The following is a 21,803-nucleotide window of genomic DNA, read 5'->3' on the forward strand; positions in this document are numbered from 1 at the left end:
TCCTAAAAACTAACTATACCATACTCCTTTTGCGTAAATAAATATTAATATAGAATGGTGTCGAAAAATGTCTCACATTTAGGAAGGATTTCATTTATAATTGTCGAAGATATACGCTATCAATAAAATGGAGGAATTATGATGGAAGATATTCTCCGTCCTATATATCAAGAACGGGCAAGCCAGACAAACACTCTTGGCGTGATTATGACCGAGAAACTGCAAAAAGCTATTCCTGCTACTGATACATTTGATGCTGTACTGCTGATCCTTGTAGAGGAAGCAGATGAACCTGTGTTTGTTAAACATTACACATATAAAGATAAAAAAGCTGCTCTTCATATTGTGACAGACAAGCAGCTTCGCGAATGGATCCTGCTGGGGTCGAACCGAAAGATCTTTGATTGGCTCTATAATGGGAAAGTTTTATTCGATCGAAATGAATATATTCATAACCTGAAGGTGGAATTAAGAGAATTTCCGTTCTATGGGCGAAAATTAAAAATGGGTCTTGAGTTTGCCAAGCTGATCAGAAGATATATGGATGGCAAAGCCTTTTTTGAAAATCGCCATTATTTTGATGCCTATAACCATATTGTTCATTCCCTTCATCACCTGGCCAGACTGGCTGTTATTGAAAATGGATTCCATCCAGAGGTAACTGTCTGGAACCAGGTAAAGCAAATTGAACCTGAAATAATGAAGCTATATGAAGAATTGGTGAATAGCCAGGAGCCTCTTGAAAAAAGACTGGAGCTTCTGTTTCTTGCAAGTGAATTTCTAATTCATTCAAGAACTAAGCAAGGAATCAGCCATCTTGCAGATGTGCTTGCTGAGAAAGATGCATGGTCCATCCACGATATTATGAACCATGAAGAGCTTTATCTATATGCAGTTGACTTAAGCATGCTTCTTGAGTATTTGATTGATAAGCATTTTATCGAAACAGTAAATGTTGAAACAAAAGGGCAAGGAATTTATCACAGGTATTACAAACTCAAAAAAAAATTATCGTAAAAAAACTTTAAAAGTTATTGACCTTTATTTAAATCCTTGTTATATTTATATCCGTCGCTGCGATATGAACGAAAAACATTTTCACAGACGACGGATAACTTATAAAAAAAGTGTTGACAACTAAATTCAACACATGTTATATTGATAAAGTCGCTTCTGGGCGATTAGGTAAAATATAACAAAGAGAAATTGATCTTTGAAAACTGAACGAACAAAAACGTCAACGTTAATTCTTTAGTCTTTTTTGAAAAGACAATTTATGAGCTTAATCAACTCTTATATGGAGAGTTTGATCCTGGCTCAGGACGAACGCTGGCGGCGTGCCTAATACATGCAAGTCGAGCGGACAGATGGGAGCTTGCTCCCTGAAGTCAGCGGCGGACGGGTGAGTAACACGTGGGCAACCTGCCTGTAAGACTGGGATAACTCCGGGAAACCGGGGCTAATACCGGATAATTCTTTCCCTCACATGAGGGAAAGCTGAAAGATGGTTTCGGCTATCACTTACAGATGGGCCCGCGGCGCATTAGCTAGTTGGTGAGGTAACGGCTCACCAAGGCAACGATGCGTAGCCGACCTGAGAGGGTGATCGGCCACACTGGGACTGAGACACGGCCCAGACTCCTACGGGAGGCAGCAGTAGGGAATCTTCCGCAATGGACGAAAGTCTGACGGAGCAACGCCGCGTGAGTGATGAAGGTTTTCGGATCGTAAAACTCTGTTGTTAGGGAAGAACAAGTACCGGAGTAACTGCCGGTGCCTTGACGGTACCTAACCAGAAAGCCACGGCTAACTACGTGCCAGCAGCCGCGGTAATACGTAGGTGGCAAGCGTTGTCCGGAATTATTGGGCGTAAAGCGCGCGCAGGCGGTTCCTTAAGTCTGATGTGAAAGCCCCCGGCTCAACCGGGGAGGGTCATTGGAAACTGGGGAACTTGAGTGCAGAAGAGAAGAGTGGAATTCCACGTGTAGCGGTGAAATGCGTAGAGATGTGGAGGAACACCAGTGGCGAAGGCGACTCTTTGGTCTGTAACTGACGCTGAGGCGCGAAAGCGTGGGGAGCAAACAGGATTAGATACCCTGGTAGTCCACGCCGTAAACGATGAGTGCTAAGTGTTAGAGGGTTTCCGCCCTTTAGTGCTGCAGCAAACGCATTAAGCACTCCGCCTGGGGAGTACGGCCGCAAGGCTGAAACTCAAAGGAATTGACGGGGGCCCGCACAAGCGGTGGAGCATGTGGTTTAATTCGAAGCAACGCGAAGAACCTTACCAGGTCTTGACATCTCCTGACAACCCTAGAGATAGGGCGTTCCCCTTCGGGGGACAGGATGACAGGTGGTGCATGGTTGTCGTCAGCTCGTGTCGTGAGATGTTGGGTTAAGTCCCGCAACGAGCGCAACCCTTGATCTTAGTTGCCAGCATTCAGTTGGGCACTCTAAGGTGACTGCCGGTGACAAACCGGAGGAAGGTGGGGATGACGTCAAATCATCATGCCCCTTATGACCTGGGCTACACACGTGCTACAATGGATGGTACAAAGGGCTGCGAGACCGCGAGGTTAAGCGAATCCCATAAAACCATTCTCAGTTCGGATTGCAGGCTGCAACTCGCCTGCATGAAGCCGGAATCGCTAGTAATCGCGGATCAGCATGCCGCGGTGAATACGTTCCCGGGCCTTGTACACACCGCCCGTCACACCACGAGAGTTTGTAACACCCGAAGTCGGTGGGGTAACCTTTTGGAGCCAGCCGCCTAAGGTGGGACAGATGATTGGGGTGAAGTCGTAACAAGGTAGCCGTATCGGAAGGTGCGGCTGGATCACCTCCTTTCTAAGGATATTTACATGAAACGTGACGTGTTTTGTTCGTTCAGTTTTGAGAGTTCAATCTCTCAATGAAAGATTCGTTCTTTGAAAACTAGATAATGTTAATGAAGAAGCAATAACCGAGTAATCGCCATCTTAGTTTTTTTCTCTTATTTTTGTTTTAAAACGAAGTAAGAGCACAAACCATGAGGGCAATGAGAAGCAAGAAGATCAAGGAAGCGACCGAACGAGCACCGGAGCGTACGAGAGTACGTGAGGAGCACAGTGACGGAGCTGACGCAGAGATTCGCCGCTTATCATTGGCCGAAGTAGGTTAAGTTAGAAAGGGCGCACGGTGAATGCCTTGGCACTAGGAGCCGATGAAGGACGGTACTAACACCGATATGCTTCGGGGAGCTGTAAGTAAGCTTTGATCCGGAGATTTCCGAATGGGGAAACCCCCTATCCGTAATGGGATAGGATCTTTACCTGAATACATAGGGTATAGAAGGCAGACCCGGGGAACTGAAACATCTAAGTACCCGGAGGAAGAGAAAGCAAACGCGATTCCCTGAGTAGCGGCGAGCGAAACGGGATTAGCCCAAACCAAGAGGCTTGCCTCTTGGGGTTGTAGGACACTCTACACGGAGTTACAAAGGAACGAGGTAAATGAACAGGTCTGGAAAGGCCGGCCAGAGAAGGTAAAAGCCCTGTAGTTGAAACTTCGTTCCCTCCAGAGTGGATCCTGAGTACGGCGGGACACGAGAAATCCCGTCGGAAGCAGGGAGGACCATCTCCCAAGGCTAAATACTCCCTAGTGACCGATAGTGAACCAGTACCGTGAGGGAAAGGTGAAAAGCACCCCGGAAGGGGAGTGAAAGAGATCCTGAAACCGTGTGCCTACAAGTAGTTAGAGCCCGTTAATGGGTGATAGCGTGCCTTTTGTAGAATGAACCGGCGAGTTACGATTACATGCGAGGTTAAGTTGATGAGACGGAGCCGCAGCGAAAGCGAGTCTGAATAGGGCGAATGAGTATGTGGTCGTAGACCCGAAACCAGGTGATCTACCCATGTCCAGGGTGAAGTCCAGGTAACACTGGATGGAGGCCCGAACCCACGCACGTTGAAAAGTGCGGGGATGAGGTGTGGGTAGCGGAGAAATTCCAATCGAACTTGGAGATAGCTGGTTCTCTCCGAAATAGCTTTAGGGCTAGCCTCATGTAGTAAGAGTCTTGGAGGTAGAGCACTGTTTGGACTAGGGGCCCCCATCGGGTTACCGAATTCAGACAAACTCCGAATGCCAAAGACTTATCCATGGGAGTCAGACTGCGAGTGATAAGATCCGTAGTCAAGAGGGAAACAGCCCAGACCACCAGCTAAGGTCCCAAAGTATACGTTAAGTGGAAAAGGATGTGGAGTTGCTTAGACAACCAGGATGTTGGCTTAGAAGCAGCCACCATTTAAAGAGTGCGTAATAGCTCACTGGTCGAGTGACTCCGCGCCGAAAATGTACCGGGGCTAAACGTATCACCGAAGCTGTGGATTGACATCTTCCGATGTCAGTGGTAGGAGAGCGTTCTAAGGGCGTTGAAGCCAGACCGCAAGGACTGGTGGAGCGCTTAGAAGTGAGAATGCCGGTATGAGTAGCGAAAGATGGGTGAGAATCCCATCCACCGAATGCCTAAGGTTTCCTGAGGAAGGCTCGTCCGCTCAGGGTTAGTCGGGACCTAAGCCGAGGCTGAAAAGCGTAGGCGATGGACAACAGGTTGATATTCCTGTACCACCTCTTTACCGTTTGAGCAATGGGGGGACGCAGGAGGATAGGGTAAGCGCGCTGCTGGATTAGCGCGTCCAAGCAGTTAGGCCGGTAACGAGGCAAATCCCGTTACCACATAGGCTGAGCTGTGACGGCGAGGGAAAATTAGTACCGAAGTTCCTGATTCCACACTGCCAAGAAAAGCCTCTAGCGAGGGAAAAGGTGCCCGTACCGCAAACCGACACAGGTAGGCGAGGAGAGAATCCTAAGGTGAGCGAGAGAACTCTCGTTAAGGAACTCGGCAAAATGACCCCGTAACTTCGGGAGAAGGGGTGCTCATTAGGGTGAATAGCCCTGATGAGCCGCAGTGAATAGGCCCAGGCGACTGTTTAGCAAAAACACAGGTCTCTGCGAAGCCGCAAGGCGAAGTATAGGGGCTGACGCCTGCCCGGTGCTGGAAGGTTAAGAGGAGAGGTTAGCGCAAGCGAAGCTTTGAATCGAAGCCCCAGTAAACGGCGGCCGTAACTATAACGGTCCTAAGGTAGCGAAATTCCTTGTCGGGTAAGTTCCGACCCGCACGAAAGGCGTAACGATCTGGGCACTGTCTCAACGAGAGACTCGGTGAAATTATAGTACCTGTGAAGATGCAGGTTACCCGCGACAGGACGGAAAGACCCCGTGGAGCTTTACTGTAGCCTGATATTGAATTTTGGTACAGCTTGTACAGGATAGGTAGGAGCCTGAGAAGCCGGAGCGCCAGCTTCGGTGGAGGCGTCGGTGGGATACTACCCTGGCTGTATTGAAATTCTAACCCGCGCCCCTTATCGGGGCGGGAGACAGTGTCAGGTGGGCAGTTTGACTGGGGCGGTCGCCTCCTAAAAAGTAACGGAGGCGCCCAAAGGTTCCCTCAGAATGGTTGGAAATCATTCGCAGAGTGTAAAGGCACAAGGGAGCTTGACTGCGAGACCTACAAGTCGAGCAGGGACGAAAGTCGGGCTTAGTGATCCGGTGGTTCCGCATGGAAGGGCCATCGCTCAACGGATAAAAGCTACCCCGGGGATAACAGGCTTATCTCCCCCAAGAGTCCACATCGACGGGGAGGTTTGGCACCTCGATGTCGGCTCATCGCATCCTGGGGCTGTAGTCGGTCCCAAGGGTTGGGCTGTTCGCCCATTAAAGCGGTACGCGAGCTGGGTTCAGAACGTCGTGAGACAGTTCGGTCCCTATCCGTCGTGGGCGCAGGAAATTTGAGAGGAGCTGTCCTTAGTACGAGAGGACCGGGATGGACGCACCGCTGGTGTACCAGTTGTCTTGCCAAAGGCATCGCTGGGTAGCTATGTGCGGAAGGGATAAGTGCTGAAAGCATCTAAGCATGAAGCCCCCCTCGAGATGAGATTTCCCATAGCGTCAAGCTAGTAAGATCCCTGAAAGATGATCAGGTTGATAGGTCAGAGGTGGAAGCGTGGCGACATGTGGAGCTGACTGATACTAATCGATCGAGGACTTAACCAAAACGAAAAGCGGAGGCGACTGTTCAACTTCGAGAGAAGTTAGGAGCCGAAGCTAGACAAGTTATTGGTGAATACTCGGCAAATTCTTCTTCATACATTATCTAGTTTTGAGGGAACGAAAAATAGTAAATTTCCTCTTGAAAAATGATAAAAAGACGGTATAATAATACTTGTCTTTGAAAAATAGTCTGGTGGCGATAGCGAGAAGGTCACACCCGTTCCCATACCGAACACGGAAGTTAAGCTTCTCAGCGCCAATGGTAGTTAGGGGCTGTCCCCTTGTGAGAGTAGGACGCTGCCGGGCTGTTTTACAAATATCACTATTCCGCAGTAGCTCAGTGGTAGAGCATTCGGCTGTTAACCGAACGGTCGTAGGTTCGAATCCTACCTGCGGAGCCAAATGGAGAGCTGTCCGAGTGGCCGAAGGAGCACGATTGGAAATCGTGTATACGCTAACCGCGTATCAAGGGTTCAAATCCCTTGCTCTCCGCCATTATTAATTCTATATTGGCCCCTTGGTCAAGCGGTTAAGACACCGCCCTTTCACGGCGGTAACACGGGTTCGAATCCCGTAGGGGTCACCATAATGGAGGATTAGCTCAGCTGGGAGAGCATCTGCCTTACAAGCAGAGGGTCGGCGGTTCGATCCCGTCATCCTCCACCATATTATTGTCGCGGGGTGGAGCAGTCCGGTAGCTCGTCGGGCTCATAACCCGAAGGTCGCAGGTTCAAATCCTGCCCCCGCAATTTGGTCCGGTAGTTCAGTTGGTTAGAATGCCTGCCTGTCACGCAGGAGGTCGCGGGTTCGAGTCCCGTCCGGACCGCCATTTTTACAATATTAATAATATTTGGCTCAGTAGCTCAGTCGGTAGAGCAAAGGACTGAAAATCCTTGTGTCGGCGGTTCGATTCCGTCCTGAGCCACCTTTACTGAATTGATTTGCCGGTGTAGCTCAATTGGTAGAGCAACTGACTTGTAATCAGTAGGTTGGGGGTTCAAGTCCTCTCGCCGGCACCATTTTTTTATGTTAATATGGAGGGGTAGCGAAGTGGCTAAACGCGGCGGACTGTAAATCCGCTCCTTCGGGTTCGGCAGTTCGAATCTGCCCCCCTCCACCATTTATATAGGGGTATAGTTTAATGGTAAAACGAAGGTCTCCAAAACCTTTGATGTGGGTTCGATTCCTACTACCCCTGCCAATTTTATAATGGCGGCTGTGGCGAAGTGGTTAACGCATCGGATTGTGGCTCCGACACTCGTGGGTTCGATTCCCATCAGTCGCCCCATAATTTTAAAGTAACAGTACGAGTATAACTCTCATATAAATGTAATATGAACGATCAATGGGCTATAGCCAAGCGGTAAGGCACCGGACTTTGACTCCGTCACTCGCAGGTTCGAATCCTGCTAGCCCAGCCATTTTGCGGAAGTAGTTCAGTGGTAGAACATCACCTTGCCAAGGTGGGGGTCGCGGGTTCGAATCCCGTCTTCCGCTCCAGAATAAACTTCAATTTATGGCGGCATAGCCAAGTGGTAAGGCAGAGGTCTGCAAAACCTTTACCACCGGTTCGAATCCGGTTGCCGCCTCCATAATCTAAATCTTGATTCGCTGATATACGCCGGGGTGGCGGAACTGGCAGACGCACAGGACTTAAAATCCTGCGGTAGGTGACTACCGTACCGGTTCGATTCCGGTCCTCGGCACCACAAGATTTACTACATTTTAATATGCCGGTGTGGCGGAATTGGCAGACGCGCACGACTCAAAATCGTGTTCCTTCTGGAGTGTCGGTTCGACCCCGACCACCGGTATCTAAAAAAAGGTTTCCCTATTGGGAAACCTTTTTTTGTTGTTTAATTAATATCTGTGCGAATTTTAAAGCTGAAAGCAAATATCAATGCAGCCCTTCTGCTGATTGTGATGCAAGTTGTTTCAATGCAGGGTTCCGAACGATTCAGAGGGTGGTTTCGAAATGGGGTTCTGTACTGTTCGGAAGTAATTCAAAAGGACATAATTATTGACTTAGCAGGAGGAAAAAAAACGATGTGTCCTAATGTTGTGAATTGAGCGGAACTAATAACTGAAGAGGCGAAAAAGAATCTCTAAATTTCGAAGATGTTATGTGAACGGAACTTATGCACCAAAATAGAGCCAGAAAGATTCGATGACTTTATGTGAACGGAACTAATGAAGCAGAATAGTGCCGTTCAGTTTCAAAGATGTCATGTGAATGGTACTAATGCAAGAGAATAGTGCCGTTCAGTTTCAAAGATGTCACGTGAATGGAACTAATGCAAGTGAATAGTGCCGTTCAGTTTCATGATGTCAAGTGAGCAGAACTAATGCAGCAGAATAAAGCCATTAAGGTTCGATAACCTCAGTGAATGGAACTAATAATTCTGAATAGAGCCCTTCAGTATCGATAGTGTGATCTAAAAGAATCTAATGATGTTTGCTTATTCATGAATCGTGTGAGGATAGCCGAAGGGGACATGCCATACTGTTAAAAATAAACTACTCAACATAATTGTGTTTTATTCAAAGTAAGAAGTCTTGCCATGAATGATATGATTAAAGTTGTTTGATAGGATTTTCCGGATTTTTTTCTTTGAAATAATATCAGAACACCATTCATGCACAATATTGGTTGTTAGCATCATATCGGGAAACATAACTCTAAACTCTTTAACACTTCTAACGATTGCCAATTCGACATCTTCTTTGTATCCGCAATTCTTACATACTAAAGCAGCTCTGTGCAATCGATCCATAAAGTGCTGGCAAGAAGCACACTTAACCCCCTTCTCCAATCCCTCAAATGTATACTCAAATCGCCTTCCATAAGGAATATCCTCCAAATGCAAAGACAGTAACTTGTCTGCCAGCATTAAATGGTTCTTATTTGCCGGTTGAGATTTCAATTTTAATTTGTCTATAAATCGGTTAATTTGTGCTGGAAATATAGCAGGAAGATTCATTGTGGCTTGATACAATTGAAATTCGGGGTTAATAAAAATAAGAAGAGCCTTAAGAGGGGTTTCTACTCCCAATTTCTGCAGAAGTCTTCTCAGGAGGGATTCACTTCGCTGAAGCTGCAGAAGAGGATTTTTAACTTCAGTATTTGCTGGTACTGTATACCATCTGTTTTGTTCGATATAAAAGTCTCCCTCATAATTCTTAACTTCAAAAAGATAGATACAGCCTCCAGTGAATAATAGTGAATCTATTTGGAAAAGGGTGTTACTGTAATCGAACAATAAATCATTAAGAATAATCCATTCCTCAGGCGAATGTTCTAGTAGTTCATCAAATTTCTTCTCACCTGAAAAACCTTTTTCTAAATTAAGAAAGAGGCTGTAATCTTTTGGGGAAAGCCGCATTCTTCCATGTAAACACTGAAGCAATTTTAATTCTTCCGGTTCATAACGATATTTTAATATCATAGCCCACATCCCTATATTCAAGATAGCTTCATTCTATGCAATGTATTCGATTAACACAAGTTAAACCTTTTAAACAAGTCAAAATATTGCACCTTTTTAGTCAATCCAGTCACCTATATATGCAAACGGTTTCAAATATAATGTAGGAAAGCGTTTGCAAGAGATAAGGGGGCGGTGAAAAGATTTGGAGACAAAGATTGAGGTCGGGGAAGCAGCAGTCAATTCAGAGGTTAAAACAGTATCCAGGAAAAAAGCAAATCTGAAAAAAATGCTAACATACAGTGCTTTTGTAGGACCGGCATTGATTTTTTTCCTGGTGATTCAAATCATTCCTTTTTTGATGGGTATTTATTATTCCTTTACTTCCTGGAATGGTGTCAGTTCTGTGGTTGAGTGGGTAGGACTTGAAAATTATTTAAAGATCTTTAAGAATGATCCTAAGTTTTTTGATTCCTTTATTTTTACTACCAAGTTTATGTTAGCTTCGGTTATTATTAGTAATTTACTAGGTTTTGGGCTTGCGTTATTATTGAACGCAGCATTGAAGTCCAGGAACTTATTGCGGACTGTGTTTTTCATTCCTAATGTTATCGGGGGATTATTGCTTGGGTTCATCTGGCAGTTTATTTTTGTAAAAGGGTTTGCGGCAATTGGAAATCTTACAGACCTGTCCGTTTTTAAGCTCCCATGGCTTGGGGATGAGACAACAGCATTCTGGGGGATTGTAATTGTGTTTGCCTGGCAGATCAGCGGATATATGATGGTTATTTATATTGCAGCGCTGCAGGGGGTTGACCAGACATTGCTGGAGGCTGCCAGGATCGATGGGGCATCAAGCTGGACACTTCTGACGAAAATTATTATTCCACTTATTTTGCCGGCGTTTACGATTTGTTTCTTTTTAACTATTTCAATGGCCTTTAAGATTTTCGATCTGAATATTTCACTGACAGGCGGAGGTCCTTTTAATTCAACACAATCTGTAGCGATTAATATTTATCAGGAAGCATTCCAAAATAACCGGTATGGTCTTGGTACCGCGAAATCCATTCTGTTCTTCCTTGTTGTGGCTATTTTTACAACGGTTCAGGTTATGATGACCAAGAAAAGGGAGGTTGAGGCATAATGAATCCCAGATATACGAAGGTTACGTTTCTGCTCGAGATTATCGGAATCGTATTAGGAGTCATTTTCCTCATACCTTTTTATTTCGTGATCATCAATTCTGTAAAAGGTTTTGCAGATATTTTGATTGATGCTGCAGCGTGGCCGCAGGAGTTTTTATTCTCCAATTACTTGAAGGTATGGGATATTATTAATTTCCCGCGGGCCTTCTGGAACTCGCTTATAATTACGGTGATCAGCAATATTGGACTTGTTGTCATTAGTTCCATGGCTGCCTGGAAGATGGTCCGAACCCCGGGAAAATTCAGCAAAATCCTATTTGCCCTATTTGTTTCTGCGATGGTTATTCCATTCCAGACGGTCATGATACCGCTGATGAAGCTGGGAGGCACGCTGAATCTGACAAACAGCATACCAGGTCTCATCATTATGTATTTTGGCTTTGGTGTACCATTATCGCTTTTCCTGTATCACGGATTTATTAAAACAGTTCCAATAGAGATAGAAGAATCGGCCCGAATTGATGGGTGCAGCCAGTTTGGGGTCTTTTGGAGAATTGTTTTTCCGCTTCTAAAACCAATCACTGTAACGGTTGTTATTTTAAATACATTATGGATCTGGAATGATTATCTGCTGCCGCTTCTTGTGCTTCAGGATGCAGAACTTAGGACGATTCCTTTGGCCACAAGTTCATTCTTTGCACAATATACAAAGCAATGGGACATGGGACTGGCCGCCCTTGTAATGGGCATTACACCGGTCGTTATTTTCTTCCTGTTCCTGCAGAGGCATATTATTAAAGGCATTGCACAAGGCTCCATCAAGTAGTTATAGAGACTTTTGCGGCCATATGGGCTGTTAAAGTTTATATAAAAAATTATTCAGGGGGGAAACAAAATGAAACGCTTTGCTTTATTACTGCTGTCATTGGTTCTGATGGCGGGCATTATGGCAGGCTGTTCTTCTTCCAGCTCTTCAGGGGACGAAAAGCCTAAGGATGATTCAAAGAATGAGGATGAAGTGGTAACATTAAATTTGTTCCAGTTTAAAGTGGAGATTGCCGATCAGCTTCAGGAAATGATCGGTGAATTCGAAAAAGAGCATCCGAATATTAAAGTAAAGCTTGAATCAGTCGGCGGCGGTGCTGATTATGGTGCCGCATTAAAAGCAAAGTTTGCATCCGGCGAACAGCCTGACATTTTTAACAATGGCGGATTTAAAGAATTGGAGCTTTGGAAGGAGCATCTTGCAGATCTTTCAAATGAGCCTTGGGCAGAGCATGTGCTTCCAATTGGAAAAGTACCAATGACTGATACAGACGGAAAACTTTATGGAATGCCTGTAAACCTTGAAGGATACGGTTTCATTTATAATAAGGATTTATTTGAAGAAGCAGGCATTACTGAACCGCCTAATACGATTTCTGAATTGAAGGATGCTGCTGAAAAACTAAAGGATAAAGGAATTACTCCTTTCTCTGCCGGTTACGGAGAGTGGTGGGTAATTGGTCAGCATTTATTAAATATTCCATTTGCACAGCAGGAAGATCCAGTGGCATTTATTGAGGGCCTATACAGCGGATCTGAAAAGATTATTGGCAATGATAAATTTAAAGAGTTCAAAGAAGTGCTTGATACTGAAATAAACTTCGGAAATGAAAATCCATTAACAACAGATTACAATACGCAAGTGACTCTATTTGCTTCCGGCAAAACGGCTATGCTTCAGCAGGGAAACTGGACAGAAAACATGATTCTTGAAATCGACCCTGAAATTAACATGGGATTCCTTCCAATTCCGCTGACTGATGATGAAGCTGAAGCAGACCGTTTACCAGTAGGCGTTCCGAACAACTGGGTTCTTAATAAAAATTCAGAACATCTTGAAGAAGCAAAATTATTCCTTGACTGGATGGTTTCTTCTGAAACAGGAAAGCGTTATATCACAGAAGAGTTTGCGTTCATTCCTGCCTTCGACAATATAGAGCCAACCGGTTTAGGGCCTCTTGGCCAGCATATTCTTGAGTATTCTAAGGAAGAGAAAACTGTTCCTTGGACATGGTTCAGATGGCCTGATGGTGCAAATAAAGAGTTTGCTGCAACAATCCAGGAATACGCTGCAGGAAAGATCGACTATGATACGCTCGTTGAACGCTTCCAGGCATCCTGGGATAATTTGAAATAAATTTGGTTAAACAGGAAGCATGTCTGCGGAAGATATGCTTTCTGTTTTATATTTTAATGATAAGCAAAACCCCATAGCAAAAAGGCATCCCCAAAAAGGGAAGTTCGCTTTATACTATTGTAAAAGACAAAGCAGCGGGGGATGTACATGTTCAAAAAGAGCATTAGGAATAAACTGATTGTTCTATTGATGGTAGCAACGATCGTTCCATTTGGGGCGTCTATAATCATCACTTATTATCATACAGCGGAATCATTGAAAGACCAGGCCATCAAGGAAAATAGCAACCTATTATATCAAGGAAAAGTGAACCTGGAGGGTTACATAAATGAGCTGGATGGATTAACACTATCCCTTTACAATAATCCAGGTTTAATAAACTTTTTAAAAGATCCCCAAAAGGAAAATAATTATCAGGCAGTGGAAGCTGTAAGAAATGTAATTTCTACCATACTGTATGCAGAAGAAAATATTAAAAGGGTCAACATTGCTGTTGCAAAGGAAGATCGTCTTATAACAGCTTCCAGGCGCTCTACAGTTATTTTTTCAAAGAAGCTGACAAATGCCAATCAGGAATTTTACCTAAAAGCAAAAGAAAGTCCAAGCAATATGTATCTTGAGCCTATTCATAAGATAAAGGAGCCTGAGGACAAAAAGCCTAAAAATGTAATAACGCTTCACAGATCTTTAATCAATATTCCATCAGATGATATATTGGCATATATCTCACTGGAGTTCTCACCAGATCAAATAACCAATATCAGCCGTAATCTTTACTCGGAGGAAAATGAAGAATTCTATATTATATCTCCTGAAGGGGAATTGATCTACCATTCAACTGATGAAACTGATGAAGATACTAAAACGACTGATTGGATAGATTGGGTAATGAGTACAAATAAAGTTAATGGCACGGTTGAATGGAAAGAAGGTTCATTCAACGGCGTCATGATATACGATCAATTATCGCAAAATTCTGGCGGCTGGTATCTTGTTAAGCGTGTCCCATATACCACTTTATATGAAAGTGCATTCAGCGTGGCGAAAATCAATATCATGTTTGGCGTAATCGGACTCATCCTGGTTATTCTTGCCACTCTATTTATCTCTGTTAGAATCACTTCACCAATCAGAATCCTGCTGAAATATATTGATCAGGTTGAAAAAGGAAACCTTAATGTCCGTTTTCAATCTTTTGGCAATGATGAGATTGGCTATCTCGGTGATCGATTTAAACAAATGATCGATAAAATAAATGATTTGATCAATCGGGAGTATAAACTTCAGCTTGAGAACAAGACCAATCAGCTAAAGGTTCTGCAGTCCCAGGTTAATCCGCATTTTTTATATAACGCATTGCAGTCCATCGGAACAGCGGCATTAAAAAATCAGGGTCCGCAGATTTATTCGTCTGTTACCCGCCTTTCTAAAATCATGCGGTACAGCATGAATATGGAGGAGGATATGGTTCCTCTTCAAAAAGAGATCGAACATACCAAGTCCTATCTCCTGCTGCAAAAAGAGCGGTTCGGTGACCAGCTTCAGTTCAGTTTTCAGCTTGATGAAGAAGCATTGGGGTTTCCTGTGCCGAAAATGATTTTACAGCCCATAGTGGAGAATTATTTTAAGCATGGCTTTGATGCACGGGAAAAAACAGGAGAGGTTAGTATCACCTGCAGACAGGATGAATTTTATCTGGATATTCTGATCGGGGATAATGGCAGCGGCGTTTCTGAGAGCAGGCTGGAGGAAATCCGATTGCATTTGATGAATGACAGGATAGGGCAAAAGGTTGAGTTAACGAATATCGGACTGAAGAATGTTTACACCCGGTTAAAACTCTATTATGGCAATCGTGCATACCTGCAGCTTAAGAATCTTGAGCGCGGCGGGCTGCTTGTTTCTATTAAACTTCCAAAAAGGATGGAAGGTGGATAAGATGAAAGCAATTATTGTGGATGATGAAAAACATGTGAGGGAAGGCTTGTTGCTTCTTGCGGATTGGAGCCGCTTTGGAATTGACACAATCCTGGAGGCGGTAGATGGAAATGAGGCCATAAAGCTGATTAAAGAGCATCGCCCGGAAATCATATTCACTGATATGAGCATGCCAAAGAGAGATGGCATAAGCCTTTTAAAATGGATTCATTCTTCGGATCTATCCAGCAAGACGATTGTCGTCAGCGGATATGATGATTTTGACTATATGAGGAATGCCATCTGTTATAAAAGCTTTGATTATATCTTGAAGCCTATTGATCCTGAAATATTGAATGAAACCCTGGAGAAAGCCATAAATGAATGGAAACAGCAGAGTCCTCCAGAGGAATGCCAGAAGGAGCATGGCGGGGAGATGAATGTGATTCAGCAAATAGAACAGTTTTTGCTGGAAAGCTATAACAAGGATATTAACCTGCAGGAAATTGCAGACAGATTTTATTTAAGCAGGGAGTACATTTCCAGGAAGTTTAAACATGAATATCAGGCTACCATAACGGATTTTATTACGAATGTCCGAATGAACAAGGCAAAAGAGCTTCTGCAGAACCCTAAACTGAAAATCTATGAAATTGCTTTCCAGGTCGGCTATCAGGATGAAAAGTACTTTAGCAAAGTCTTTAAAAAGACAGAGGGGATTTCCCCAAATGAATATCGAAGCATGAATTAACAGAAGGAGGAAGATTATGATCAACGTGCTTGTCTGGAATGAGAATCGTCATGAACAAAAGGATGAAAAGGTAAGGTCTGTCTATCCGGATGGTATTCACGGTGCCATTGCAGACTTTTTAAATGAAGAAGATTATAAAGTAAAGACAGCTACATTGGATGAGCCTCAGCATGGACTTAGTGATGCTGTTTTACAGGAAACAGACGTTTTGGTCTGGTGGGGGCATCTCGCGCATGGGGAAGTTGAGGATGCAATCGCTGAAAAAGTAAAACAAAGAGTGCTGGATGGAATGGGGCTGATTGTCCTGCATTCCGGCCATTTTTCTAAGATTTTTAAAGCATTGATGGGAACATCCTGTGATTTAAAGTGGAGAGAAGCGGATGAAAAGGAACGGATTTGGATTGTAGACCCGAGCCATCCCATTGCAGAAGGACTTGGAGAATATATTGAACTTGAAAAAGAAGAAATGTATGGGGAACATTTTGATATCCCTGCACCGGATGAACTTGTAATGGTGAGCTGGTTTGAAGGCGGGGAAGTTTTCCGGAGCGGCTGTACATACAGGCGCGGAAAAGGGAAAATCTTTTATTTTCGCCCAGGACATGAAACGTATCCAACTTATTATCATAAGGACGTTCAGCAGGTTATTAAAAATGCTGTTAAGTGGGCTAAACCAACTGATCTTCCCGTACCGGTCTATGGAAATGCGAAGCCATTGGAGAGAATCAGAGTGAGTCAAGAAGGAGTGGAGAATTAAGATGAAAAAACTCAAAATTGGAATAATTGGCTGTGGAAGTATAGCCAAGCATCGGCATATGCCTGAATATCATGCAAGCAGCGGGGCTGTCATTGCAGCGGTATGTGATATTGATGAAGAGCGTGCAAATGTGTTTGCCGGGTTGTACGGGGCGCAGGTGTACACCGATTATAGAGAATTGCTGGCTAATAAGGATATAGATGCAGTGAGTGTCTGCACCCCGAATTATCTGCATGCTCCCATATCAGCTGCAGCATTAAACGCCGGCAAGCATGTACTATGTGAAAAGCCTATGGCAACTTCTATGGAAGAGGCACAGGACATGATTGAAGCAGCCAGTAAGAATAGAAAGAAATTAATGATTGCTCATAATCAGCGCTTTGTTCCATCTCATAAAAAAGCAAAGGAATTGATTGCAAAAGGTGAAGCTGGAAAAATCTATAGTTTCCGGACGGCTTTTGGCCACGGCGGGCCAGAGGGATGGAGTGCAGATGGCAAAGAAAGCTGGTTCTTCAAAAAAGATCAGGCTTTTATTGGCGCCATGGGCGACCTTGGTGTACATAAGACCGACTTGCTGCGTTATCTGCTGGGAGAAGAGTTTGCTGAGGCAGGAGCATTCGTAGAGACAAGTGCCAAGATGGGTGCTGATGTCGATGATACAGCGGTATGCGTTTTAAAAACGGAAAGCGGTGTAATCGGTACATTGGCTGCAAGCTGGTCTTATGTCTCAAAAGAAGACAATTCCACAATTATTTATGGAGAAAAGGCAATTTTGAGATTAGAAGATGATCCGGTGAATTCTCTCATTGTTCAGTATGCAAACGGTGAAACAGTGAAGTACGAACTTGGCGGGATTCAGACAAATGAAGAAGGAGGACAAAAGAATTCAGGCGTCATTGATCATTTTCTTGAAAGCATCTTAAATGAACAGGAGCCTGCGATTCCTGGTTCTGAGGGAATGAAGTCGCTCCAAGTGATACTTGCTGCGCTGGAGTCGAGCGAAACAAAGCAGATTGTCAGAATTAAGTGAGGTGCATGCATCAATGAAGAAACTTCGGATCGGGATTATTGGTGCTGGCGGAATAGCCCAGTCCAGGCATATTCCCGTTTTACTAAAATTATCGGATAGTGCTTCCATAACAGCTATTTGCGATGTGAATGAGGATACTGCAAAATTGGCTGCAAGGAAGTTTGGAATTAGCAGCGTTTTTACGGATTATAAAGAAGTATTCAGTGAAACAGATGCCGTAGTTATTTGTACACCGAATAAGTTTCATGCTGAGATTACGGCTGCTGCACTGGATGCCGGGCTGCATGTGTTGTGTGAGAAGCCGATGGCCATGACAGCAGAAGAATGCAGGAAAATGATAGAAGCCAGAGACAGGTCGGGAAAGGTTTTGGCCATTGCCTACCACTACCGGTTTATGAAAGAGGCTCAGGCTGCCAAAAAACTCATTTCAGAAGATGAAATTGGTCTTCCATTTGCTGCCAGAGCACGGGCGATGAGAAGAAGAAAGGTGCCGGGATGGGGTGTTTTCACCAATAAGGAACTTCAGGGCGGAGGAAGTTTGATTGATTATGGATGCCACTTGCTTGACCTCTCGCTTTGGCTTCTGGGAAACCCGGAGGAAACCGGGGTTTCCGGTACAGCTTATAATACATTGAGCAGAATGCCTGAGCAGGTGAATCTATGGGGAAGTTTTGACCATCAATCCTTTAATGTCGATGACCATGTGACAGCTTATATAAAATTTGCCAATGGGGCATCCCTGCTTTTTGAAACCTCATGGTCGGCCAATATCGAACGGGATGATGAAAGCCTCAGCCTTTCAGGGCAGGGTGGAGGAATTGATTTATTCCCATTCAGTTTGAACCAATCCAAACATGGAATGCTCCTTAATACACGCTCAGAATGGCTGCCGGGGGAGGATGACTATGCTTTGGCGCAGGCACGGAACTTTATTGACAGCTGTTTGGGGAGGGAAGAATTCATAGTTAAAGCAGAAGAAGCACTGCAGACAACCAGAATTATTGATGCGATTTATAAAAGCAGTGAAATGGGCAGAAGAGAAATACTTTAGAAGCGAGGAGGGGATTTTATGAAGCTCGGCGTATTTACCGTTTTATTTGCTGAGAAGAATTTTGAAGAAATGCTTGATCATGTGGCAGCTGCAGGTCTTAAGGCTGTTGAAATCGGAACGGGGGCTTATCCCGGAAACGCTCACTGCAGCCTGAACGAGCTATTAGAAAGTAAAGAACTTCGGGCTGATTATCTGAAAAAGATTTTATCAAGAGGTCTTGAAATCAGCGCATTCAGCTGCCATGGCAATCCGATTTCCCCTGATAGAGCATTTGCAGAGGAATCGGACCGCGTGTTATATGACACGATTAGGTTAGCCAGCTTAATGAATGTTCCGGTTGTTAACTGTTTTTCAGGCACTGCAGGTGATGGGGAAGGGGCCGAGCATCCGAATTGGCCGGTTGCTCCATGGCCGAATGAGTATGGAGAAGTGCTGAAATGGCAATGGGAGGAGAAACTCATTCCTTACTGGAAGAAAGCCGGGCAATTTGCAAAAGACCACAATGTGAAAATTGGTCTTGAACTTCATGGCGGATTCCTTGTGCATACTCCTTATACACTTCTAAAATTAAGGGAAGAAACCTGTGATGCCATTGGTGCCAATCTGGACCCAAGCCATTTATGGTGGCAGGGAATCGACCCTGTGGCAGCAATAAAGATTTTGGGAAAAGAAAATGCCATTCATCATTTTCATGCAAAAGATACCTATATTGACCAGGAAAATGTTAATATGTACGGTTTAACAGATATGCAGCCGTATGGAAATGTCCAGACCAGAGCGTGGACATTCAGGTCAGTCGGGTGCGGACACGGCCTGCAGGAATGGTCGGATATGATGAGCGCTTTGCGAACATTTGGGTATGATTATGTTGTCAGCATTGAGCATGAAGATCCGCTTATGTCTATAGAAGAAGGATTTACAAGGGCAGTCAGGAACCTTAAATCGATCTTAATTGAAGAGCAGCCTTCAGAAATGTGGTGGGTGTAACATTCTTAGCAGGGAAGGATTTTAAATCCTTTCCTGTATTTTCGACAAATTTCTCAATTGGGGTTGACCATTCCGGCTGAATTTAGTATTATTAAATAGTTGATTCGACACAATGTTTATTTTGCTGTTGATAAAAATCGACATTGGATTTTGTCATAATCTCATTACTGATTAAATATAAGTACACAAATGCGGGTGTAGTTTAGTGGTAAAACCTCAGCCACGAGCCAACACATCCATGAATCATCTCCGAGTTGCCTCGACGCATAGGCTTCCATGAAAAAGCTTTTAGAGGAAGAGGCATGCAAGTACGGGAAAAAAACAGTAGTCAGTAACTTCATATAAATGCGGGTGTAGTTTAGTGGTAAAACCTCAGCCTTCCAAGCTGATGATGAGGGTTCGATTCCCTTCACCCGCTCCATACATAGCCAACGCAGTGTTTCGTTCAAAAAGAACGAGGTATTGCGTTTTTTCATGTTCTTTGGCTATTGAGCAAAAAAATCGGGTGGCATCCGCGGATTCCACTCGATTTTTAATAAACTTGTTTAACATCCAATTACCTTAAAGGTTCCTTCTCCACCATGCACTTGAGAGTACATGTTCATTAGGGACTCAACCATTTTTTCAGCCTTTTCCATTTCCAGAGAAGGGCGCAAATAAACGATTTGAACGGCATTTTTAGTCTGTTCCGTCACCGCTGTCCTTTCAGAGTCGACAAACGGACTGCCAAATGGCCCTGCCGCATCTTCACTAATAATTAAATTGGCAAGTGAGTTGGGTCTTCCGTTTAGACCGTTATATTCTTCGCCTTCTTTGCCTAACCTGATAGTCAGATTGCCTGAAAGCTTATCTGCGTCATACACGCCAATCGGTATTTGATATTCGAGGGAAAAGAAGTTGTTAATATCTATGGAGCTGTTGACCGGCTGCAGATAATTTTGTTTCTTAATTCTTCGGTACAGTGCTTCTGCAGAGTGGCGGTACCGATTTGGATCCTTGCCTGCTGTTTTGAAAATCTGTCTCCATTCTTTGATCCCTTCATATTCTGTAACACTCTTGTCCTCTAAGTCAAAATAAATTGATTCCTGAAATAATTGGAGTCTGCCCTTTACCATTTGAGGAGATTGTCCGACTTCTATATTTTTATATGTAATGAATCCAATTTTAAATTGGGGAATTAACCTGCACAACTCGGGAGCAAACGTAATTTCCAAGCTTTCCACCTCCAAAATTACTTTAAAATAGTTTATCATAATAAGCGGTGATTCAATAAATTAAAGACTTTCATATAAATCAATTTTTCATGAAAGGAGGTTATACAATGGATTTTGCCCAATTCAAGCAGGAAGTGATTGAATACAGCAAAACAATTGGCATAGATAAAATCGGTTTTACAGCAGCCAGCACTTTTGATGAGATGAAAAATAGACTGATTCGCCAGCAGGAACTTCAATATCAATCTGGATTTGAAGAGCCCGATATTGAGAAGAGAGTGAATCCCAGCCTCCTATTGGACAAGCCCAAATCCATTATCTCAATAGCTGTTGCTTACCCTTCCAAAATGAAGGTCAGAGTGGTCAGCAAAAGAGGTGAGAGAAGAGGCATTTTCTGCCGCGCTTCATGGGGTAAAGACTATCATCATATCTTGAGGGAACGTCTACAGAAACTTGAGGGATTCATTCAGTCAAGAATACCTGAGGCGTTATGCAAATCCATGGTGGATACAGGTGAGCTTGTGGATCGGGCCGTAGCGCAGCGTGCCGGAATTGGCTGGAGCGGAAAAAACTGTTCCATCATTACACCGGAATTCGGATCGTATGTCTATCTAGGAGAAATGATTACGAATCTGCCATTTGAGCCGGATAAACCAATGGAAGACAGATGCGGCAGCTGCAATAAATGTGTAGACGTCTGTCCGACTGGTGCTTTAATTCAGGGAGGTCAGCTTGATGCACAGAAGTGCATCGCGTTTCTGACACAGACAAAAGGCTTTCTTGCTGAGCCGTATAGAGAAAAACTGGGTAACAGACTTTATGGGTGTGATACCTGTCAAACCGTATGCCCTGAAAATAAAGGCAAGGATTTTCATCTGCACGAAGAGATGGAGCCGGATCCGGAAGTGGCAAAGCCGCTTTTAAGGCCGCTTTTATTTATCAGCAACCGTGAATTTAAAGAAAAATATGGTCCGGTTTCAGGCTCCTGGAGAGGGAAAAAGCCGATCCAGCGAAATGCCATTATCGCCTTGGCTCACTACAAAGACGAAACAGCTGTAGAAGATCTGATTAAAGTCATGACAGAAGATCCTCGGCCGGTGATCCGTGGAACGGCTGCCTGGGCACTTGGGAAAATTGGCGGTGAGAAATCATTAGCTGCCCTGGAAAAGGCTTTGCAGCAGGAAAAAGACGGAGAGGCTATTGCTGAGATTGAAAAAGGTTTAAGTTTTATTGAGAAATGATGAGGGAGGAATCTCC

General features: G+C 44.1%; 14 protein-coding genes, 17 tRNA genes and 3 rRNA genes. 32 read left to right on the top strand and 2 right to left on the bottom strand.

The annotated features are described in order from the left end of the window. The first annotated feature begins 141 nt into the window (after positions 1 to 141). From AC0VZ9_RS06315 to AC0VZ9_RS06415, 21 genes are all read left to right on the top strand, one after another. On the top strand, positions 142 to 1,017 hold the full coding sequence (locus AC0VZ9_RS06315) for a nucleotidyltransferase-like protein (RefSeq protein WP_251263805.1): 876 nt from the start codon (positions 142 to 144) through the stop codon (positions 1,015 to 1,017). A gap of 277 nt (positions 1,018 to 1,294) precedes the next feature. After that, a 16S ribosomal RNA gene (locus tag AC0VZ9_RS06320) occupies positions 1,295 to 2,844 on the top strand. A gap of 181 nt (positions 2,845 to 3,025) precedes the next feature. Next, the gene (locus AC0VZ9_RS06325) at positions 3,026 to 3,157 is read left to right on the top strand and encodes a hypothetical protein (RefSeq protein ID WP_258760818.1); all 132 of its coding nucleotides are present in this window, start codon (positions 3,026 to 3,028) and stop codon (positions 3,155 to 3,157) included. Beyond that, positions 3,152 to 6,087: ribosomal RNA gene (locus AC0VZ9_RS06330) — 23S ribosomal RNA — on the top strand. The genes AC0VZ9_RS06325 and AC0VZ9_RS06330 overlap by 6 nt, the downstream gene beginning before the upstream one ends. A gap of 186 nt (positions 6,088 to 6,273) precedes the next feature. Beyond that, positions 6,274 to 6,390, top strand: a 5S ribosomal RNA gene (gene rrf / locus AC0VZ9_RS06335). Together the 16S, 23S and 5S rRNA genes with 16 tRNA genes alongside form the textbook arrangement of a ribosomal RNA operon. Positions 6,391 to 6,410: 20 nt before the next feature. Continuing rightward, a tRNA-Asn gene (locus AC0VZ9_RS06340) sits at positions 6,411 to 6,485 on the top strand. Between the two features lie 3 nt (positions 6,486 to 6,488). Beyond that, a tRNA-Ser gene (locus tag AC0VZ9_RS06345) sits at positions 6,489 to 6,579 on the top strand. A gap of 16 nt (positions 6,580 to 6,595) precedes the next feature. Beyond that, positions 6,596 to 6,670, top strand: a tRNA-Glu gene (locus AC0VZ9_RS06350). Positions 6,671 to 6,674: 4 nt separating this feature from the next. Continuing rightward, positions 6,675 to 6,750: transfer RNA gene (locus AC0VZ9_RS06355), tRNA-Val, on the top strand. Between the two features lie 9 nt (positions 6,751 to 6,759). After that, positions 6,760 to 6,833 (top strand) — tRNA-Met (locus tag AC0VZ9_RS06360). Between the two features lie 3 nt (positions 6,834 to 6,836). Next, positions 6,837 to 6,913 (top strand) — tRNA-Asp (locus AC0VZ9_RS06365). 23 nt (positions 6,914 to 6,936) lie between these two features. After that, positions 6,937 to 7,009: transfer RNA gene (locus AC0VZ9_RS06370), tRNA-Phe, on the top strand. Positions 7,010 to 7,027: 18 nt separating this feature from the next. Continuing rightward, positions 7,028 to 7,103 (top strand) — tRNA-Thr (locus AC0VZ9_RS06375). A gap of 17 nt (positions 7,104 to 7,120) precedes the next feature. Then, positions 7,121 to 7,204, top strand: a tRNA-Tyr gene (locus AC0VZ9_RS06380). A gap of 7 nt (positions 7,205 to 7,211) precedes the next feature. Then, a tRNA-Trp gene (locus AC0VZ9_RS06385) sits at positions 7,212 to 7,285 on the top strand. Between the two features lie 11 nt (positions 7,286 to 7,296). Then, positions 7,297 to 7,372, top strand: a tRNA-His gene (locus AC0VZ9_RS06390). Between the two features lie 58 nt (positions 7,373 to 7,430). Then, positions 7,431 to 7,505: transfer RNA gene (locus tag AC0VZ9_RS06395), tRNA-Gln, on the top strand. Positions 7,506 to 7,509: 4 nt separating this feature from the next. Then, positions 7,510 to 7,584 (top strand) — tRNA-Gly (locus AC0VZ9_RS06400). Between the two features lie 18 nt (positions 7,585 to 7,602). Continuing rightward, a tRNA-Cys gene (locus tag AC0VZ9_RS06405) sits at positions 7,603 to 7,676 on the top strand. 28 nt (positions 7,677 to 7,704) lie between these two features. Beyond that, positions 7,705 to 7,793 (top strand) — tRNA-Leu (locus AC0VZ9_RS06410). A gap of 23 nt (positions 7,794 to 7,816) precedes the next feature. Further along, positions 7,817 to 7,898 (top strand) — tRNA-Leu (locus AC0VZ9_RS06415). A gap of 723 nt (positions 7,899 to 8,621) precedes the next feature. Here the strand turns inward: AC0VZ9_RS06415 and AC0VZ9_RS06420 are convergent. Then, entirely contained in the window at positions 8,622 to 9,530 is a 909-nt protein-coding gene (locus AC0VZ9_RS06420; protein ID WP_217027419.1) for a nuclease-related domain-containing protein, read from the bottom strand. Positions 9,531 to 9,714: 184 nt separating this feature from the next. Between AC0VZ9_RS06420 and AC0VZ9_RS06425 the strand changes: the two genes are divergently transcribed. The 10 genes from AC0VZ9_RS06425 to AC0VZ9_RS06470 all read left to right on the top strand — a co-directional run bounded on the left by AC0VZ9_RS06425 (position 9,715) and on the right by AC0VZ9_RS06470 (position 19,753). Next, on the top strand, positions 9,715 to 10,656 hold the full coding sequence (locus AC0VZ9_RS06425; RefSeq protein WP_009331574.1) for a carbohydrate ABC transporter permease: 942 nt from the start codon (positions 9,715 to 9,717) through the stop codon (positions 10,654 to 10,656). Then, on the top strand, positions 10,656 to 11,483 hold the full coding sequence (locus AC0VZ9_RS06430) for a carbohydrate ABC transporter permease (RefSeq protein WP_019381349.1): 828 nt from the start codon (positions 10,656 to 10,658) through the stop codon (positions 11,481 to 11,483). Before AC0VZ9_RS06425 ends, AC0VZ9_RS06430 begins: the two co-directional genes overlap by 1 nt. A gap of 69 nt (positions 11,484 to 11,552) precedes the next feature. Beyond that, complete coding sequence (locus AC0VZ9_RS06435) at positions 11,553 to 12,839, top strand: ABC transporter substrate-binding protein (protein ID WP_009331572.1); 1,287 nt, start codon at positions 11,553 to 11,555, stop codon at positions 12,837 to 12,839. A gap of 147 nt (positions 12,840 to 12,986) precedes the next feature. After that, positions 12,987 to 14,777: a sensor histidine kinase gene (locus AC0VZ9_RS06440; RefSeq protein WP_251175763.1), complete on the top strand. Its 1,791-nt coding sequence runs from the start codon at positions 12,987 to 12,989 to the stop codon at positions 14,775 to 14,777. Between the two features lies 1 nt (position 14,778). Continuing rightward, positions 14,779 to 15,507, top strand: coding sequence for a response regulator transcription factor (locus AC0VZ9_RS06445; RefSeq protein WP_009331570.1), 729 nt, complete (start codon positions 14,779 to 14,781; stop codon positions 15,505 to 15,507). A gap of 16 nt (positions 15,508 to 15,523) precedes the next feature. After that, positions 15,524 to 16,264 carry a ThuA domain-containing protein gene (locus AC0VZ9_RS06450; RefSeq protein ID WP_251157550.1) on the top strand — a complete coding sequence of 247 codons (741 nt, stop codon included), beginning with the start codon at positions 15,524 to 15,526 and terminating at the stop codon, positions 16,262 to 16,264. 1 nt (position 16,265) lies between these two features. After that, positions 16,266 to 17,294: a Gfo/Idh/MocA family protein gene (locus AC0VZ9_RS06455; RefSeq protein WP_251263640.1), complete on the top strand. Its 1,029-nt coding sequence runs from the start codon at positions 16,266 to 16,268 to the stop codon at positions 17,292 to 17,294. Between the two features lie 13 nt (positions 17,295 to 17,307). After that, positions 17,308 to 18,345, top strand: a complete 1,038-nt coding sequence (locus AC0VZ9_RS06460; protein WP_192908304.1) for a Gfo/Idh/MocA family protein — start codon at positions 17,308 to 17,310, stop codon at positions 18,343 to 18,345. An 18-nt stretch (positions 18,346 to 18,363) separates the two neighbouring features. Continuing rightward, positions 18,364 to 19,332: a sugar phosphate isomerase/epimerase family protein gene (locus AC0VZ9_RS06465; protein WP_071157648.1), complete on the top strand. Its 969-nt coding sequence runs from the start codon at positions 18,364 to 18,366 to the stop codon at positions 19,330 to 19,332. A 347-nt stretch (positions 19,333 to 19,679) separates the two neighbouring features. Further along, positions 19,680 to 19,753, top strand: a tRNA-Gly gene (locus tag AC0VZ9_RS06470). Positions 19,754 to 19,877: 124 nt separating this feature from the next. On the opposite strand, the gene AC0VZ9_RS06475 is transcribed toward AC0VZ9_RS06470, so the two are convergent. Further along, complete coding sequence (locus AC0VZ9_RS06475) at positions 19,878 to 20,546, bottom strand: B3/B4 domain-containing protein (RefSeq protein WP_019381356.1); 669 nt, start codon at positions 20,544 to 20,546, stop codon at positions 19,878 to 19,880. Between the two features lie 107 nt (positions 20,547 to 20,653). Between AC0VZ9_RS06475 and queG the strand changes: the two genes are divergently transcribed. Further along, a complete protein-coding gene (queG, locus tag AC0VZ9_RS06480) occupies positions 20,654 to 21,787 on the top strand; it encodes a tRNA epoxyqueuosine(34) reductase QueG (protein ID WP_019381357.1) in 1,134 nt (377 codons plus the stop codon). The last annotated feature ends 16 nt before the right edge of the window (positions 21,788 to 21,803 follow it).

The sequence above is a fragment of the Cytobacillus sp. QJM3NY_8 genome, assembly GCF_056173585.1.

Excerpts from the sequence above, each read along its gene's own strand:
- AC0VZ9_RS06315 (WP_251263805.1), top strand. The coding sequence starts at position 142 with ATGGAAGATATTCTCCGTCCTATATATCAAGAACGGGCAAGCCAGACA.
- AC0VZ9_RS06325 (WP_258760818.1), top strand. The coding sequence starts at position 3,026 with ATGAGGGCAATGAGAAGCAAGAAGATCAAGGAAGCGACCGAACGAGCA.
- AC0VZ9_RS06420 (WP_217027419.1), bottom strand. The coding sequence starts at position 9,530 with ATGATATTAAAATATCGTTATGAACCGGAAGAATTAAAATTGCTTCAG.
- AC0VZ9_RS06430 (WP_019381349.1), top strand. The coding sequence starts at position 10,656 with ATGAATCCCAGATATACGAAGGTTACGTTTCTGCTCGAGATTATCGGA.
- AC0VZ9_RS06435 (WP_009331572.1), top strand. The coding sequence starts at position 11,553 with ATGAAACGCTTTGCTTTATTACTGCTGTCATTGGTTCTGATGGCGGGC.
- AC0VZ9_RS06440 (WP_251175763.1), top strand. The coding sequence starts at position 12,987 with ATGTTCAAAAAGAGCATTAGGAATAAACTGATTGTTCTATTGATGGTA.
- AC0VZ9_RS06445 (WP_009331570.1), top strand. The coding sequence starts at position 14,779 with ATGAAAGCAATTATTGTGGATGATGAAAAACATGTGAGGGAAGGCTTG.
- AC0VZ9_RS06450 (WP_251157550.1), top strand. The coding sequence starts at position 15,524 with ATGATCAACGTGCTTGTCTGGAATGAGAATCGTCATGAACAAAAGGAT.
- AC0VZ9_RS06455 (WP_251263640.1), top strand. The coding sequence starts at position 16,266 with ATGAAAAAACTCAAAATTGGAATAATTGGCTGTGGAAGTATAGCCAAG.
- AC0VZ9_RS06460 (WP_192908304.1), top strand. The coding sequence starts at position 17,308 with ATGAAGAAACTTCGGATCGGGATTATTGGTGCTGGCGGAATAGCCCAG.
- AC0VZ9_RS06465 (WP_071157648.1), top strand. The coding sequence starts at position 18,364 with ATGAAGCTCGGCGTATTTACCGTTTTATTTGCTGAGAAGAATTTTGAA.
- queG (WP_019381357.1), top strand. The coding sequence starts at position 20,654 with ATGGATTTTGCCCAATTCAAGCAGGAAGTGATTGAATACAGCAAAACA.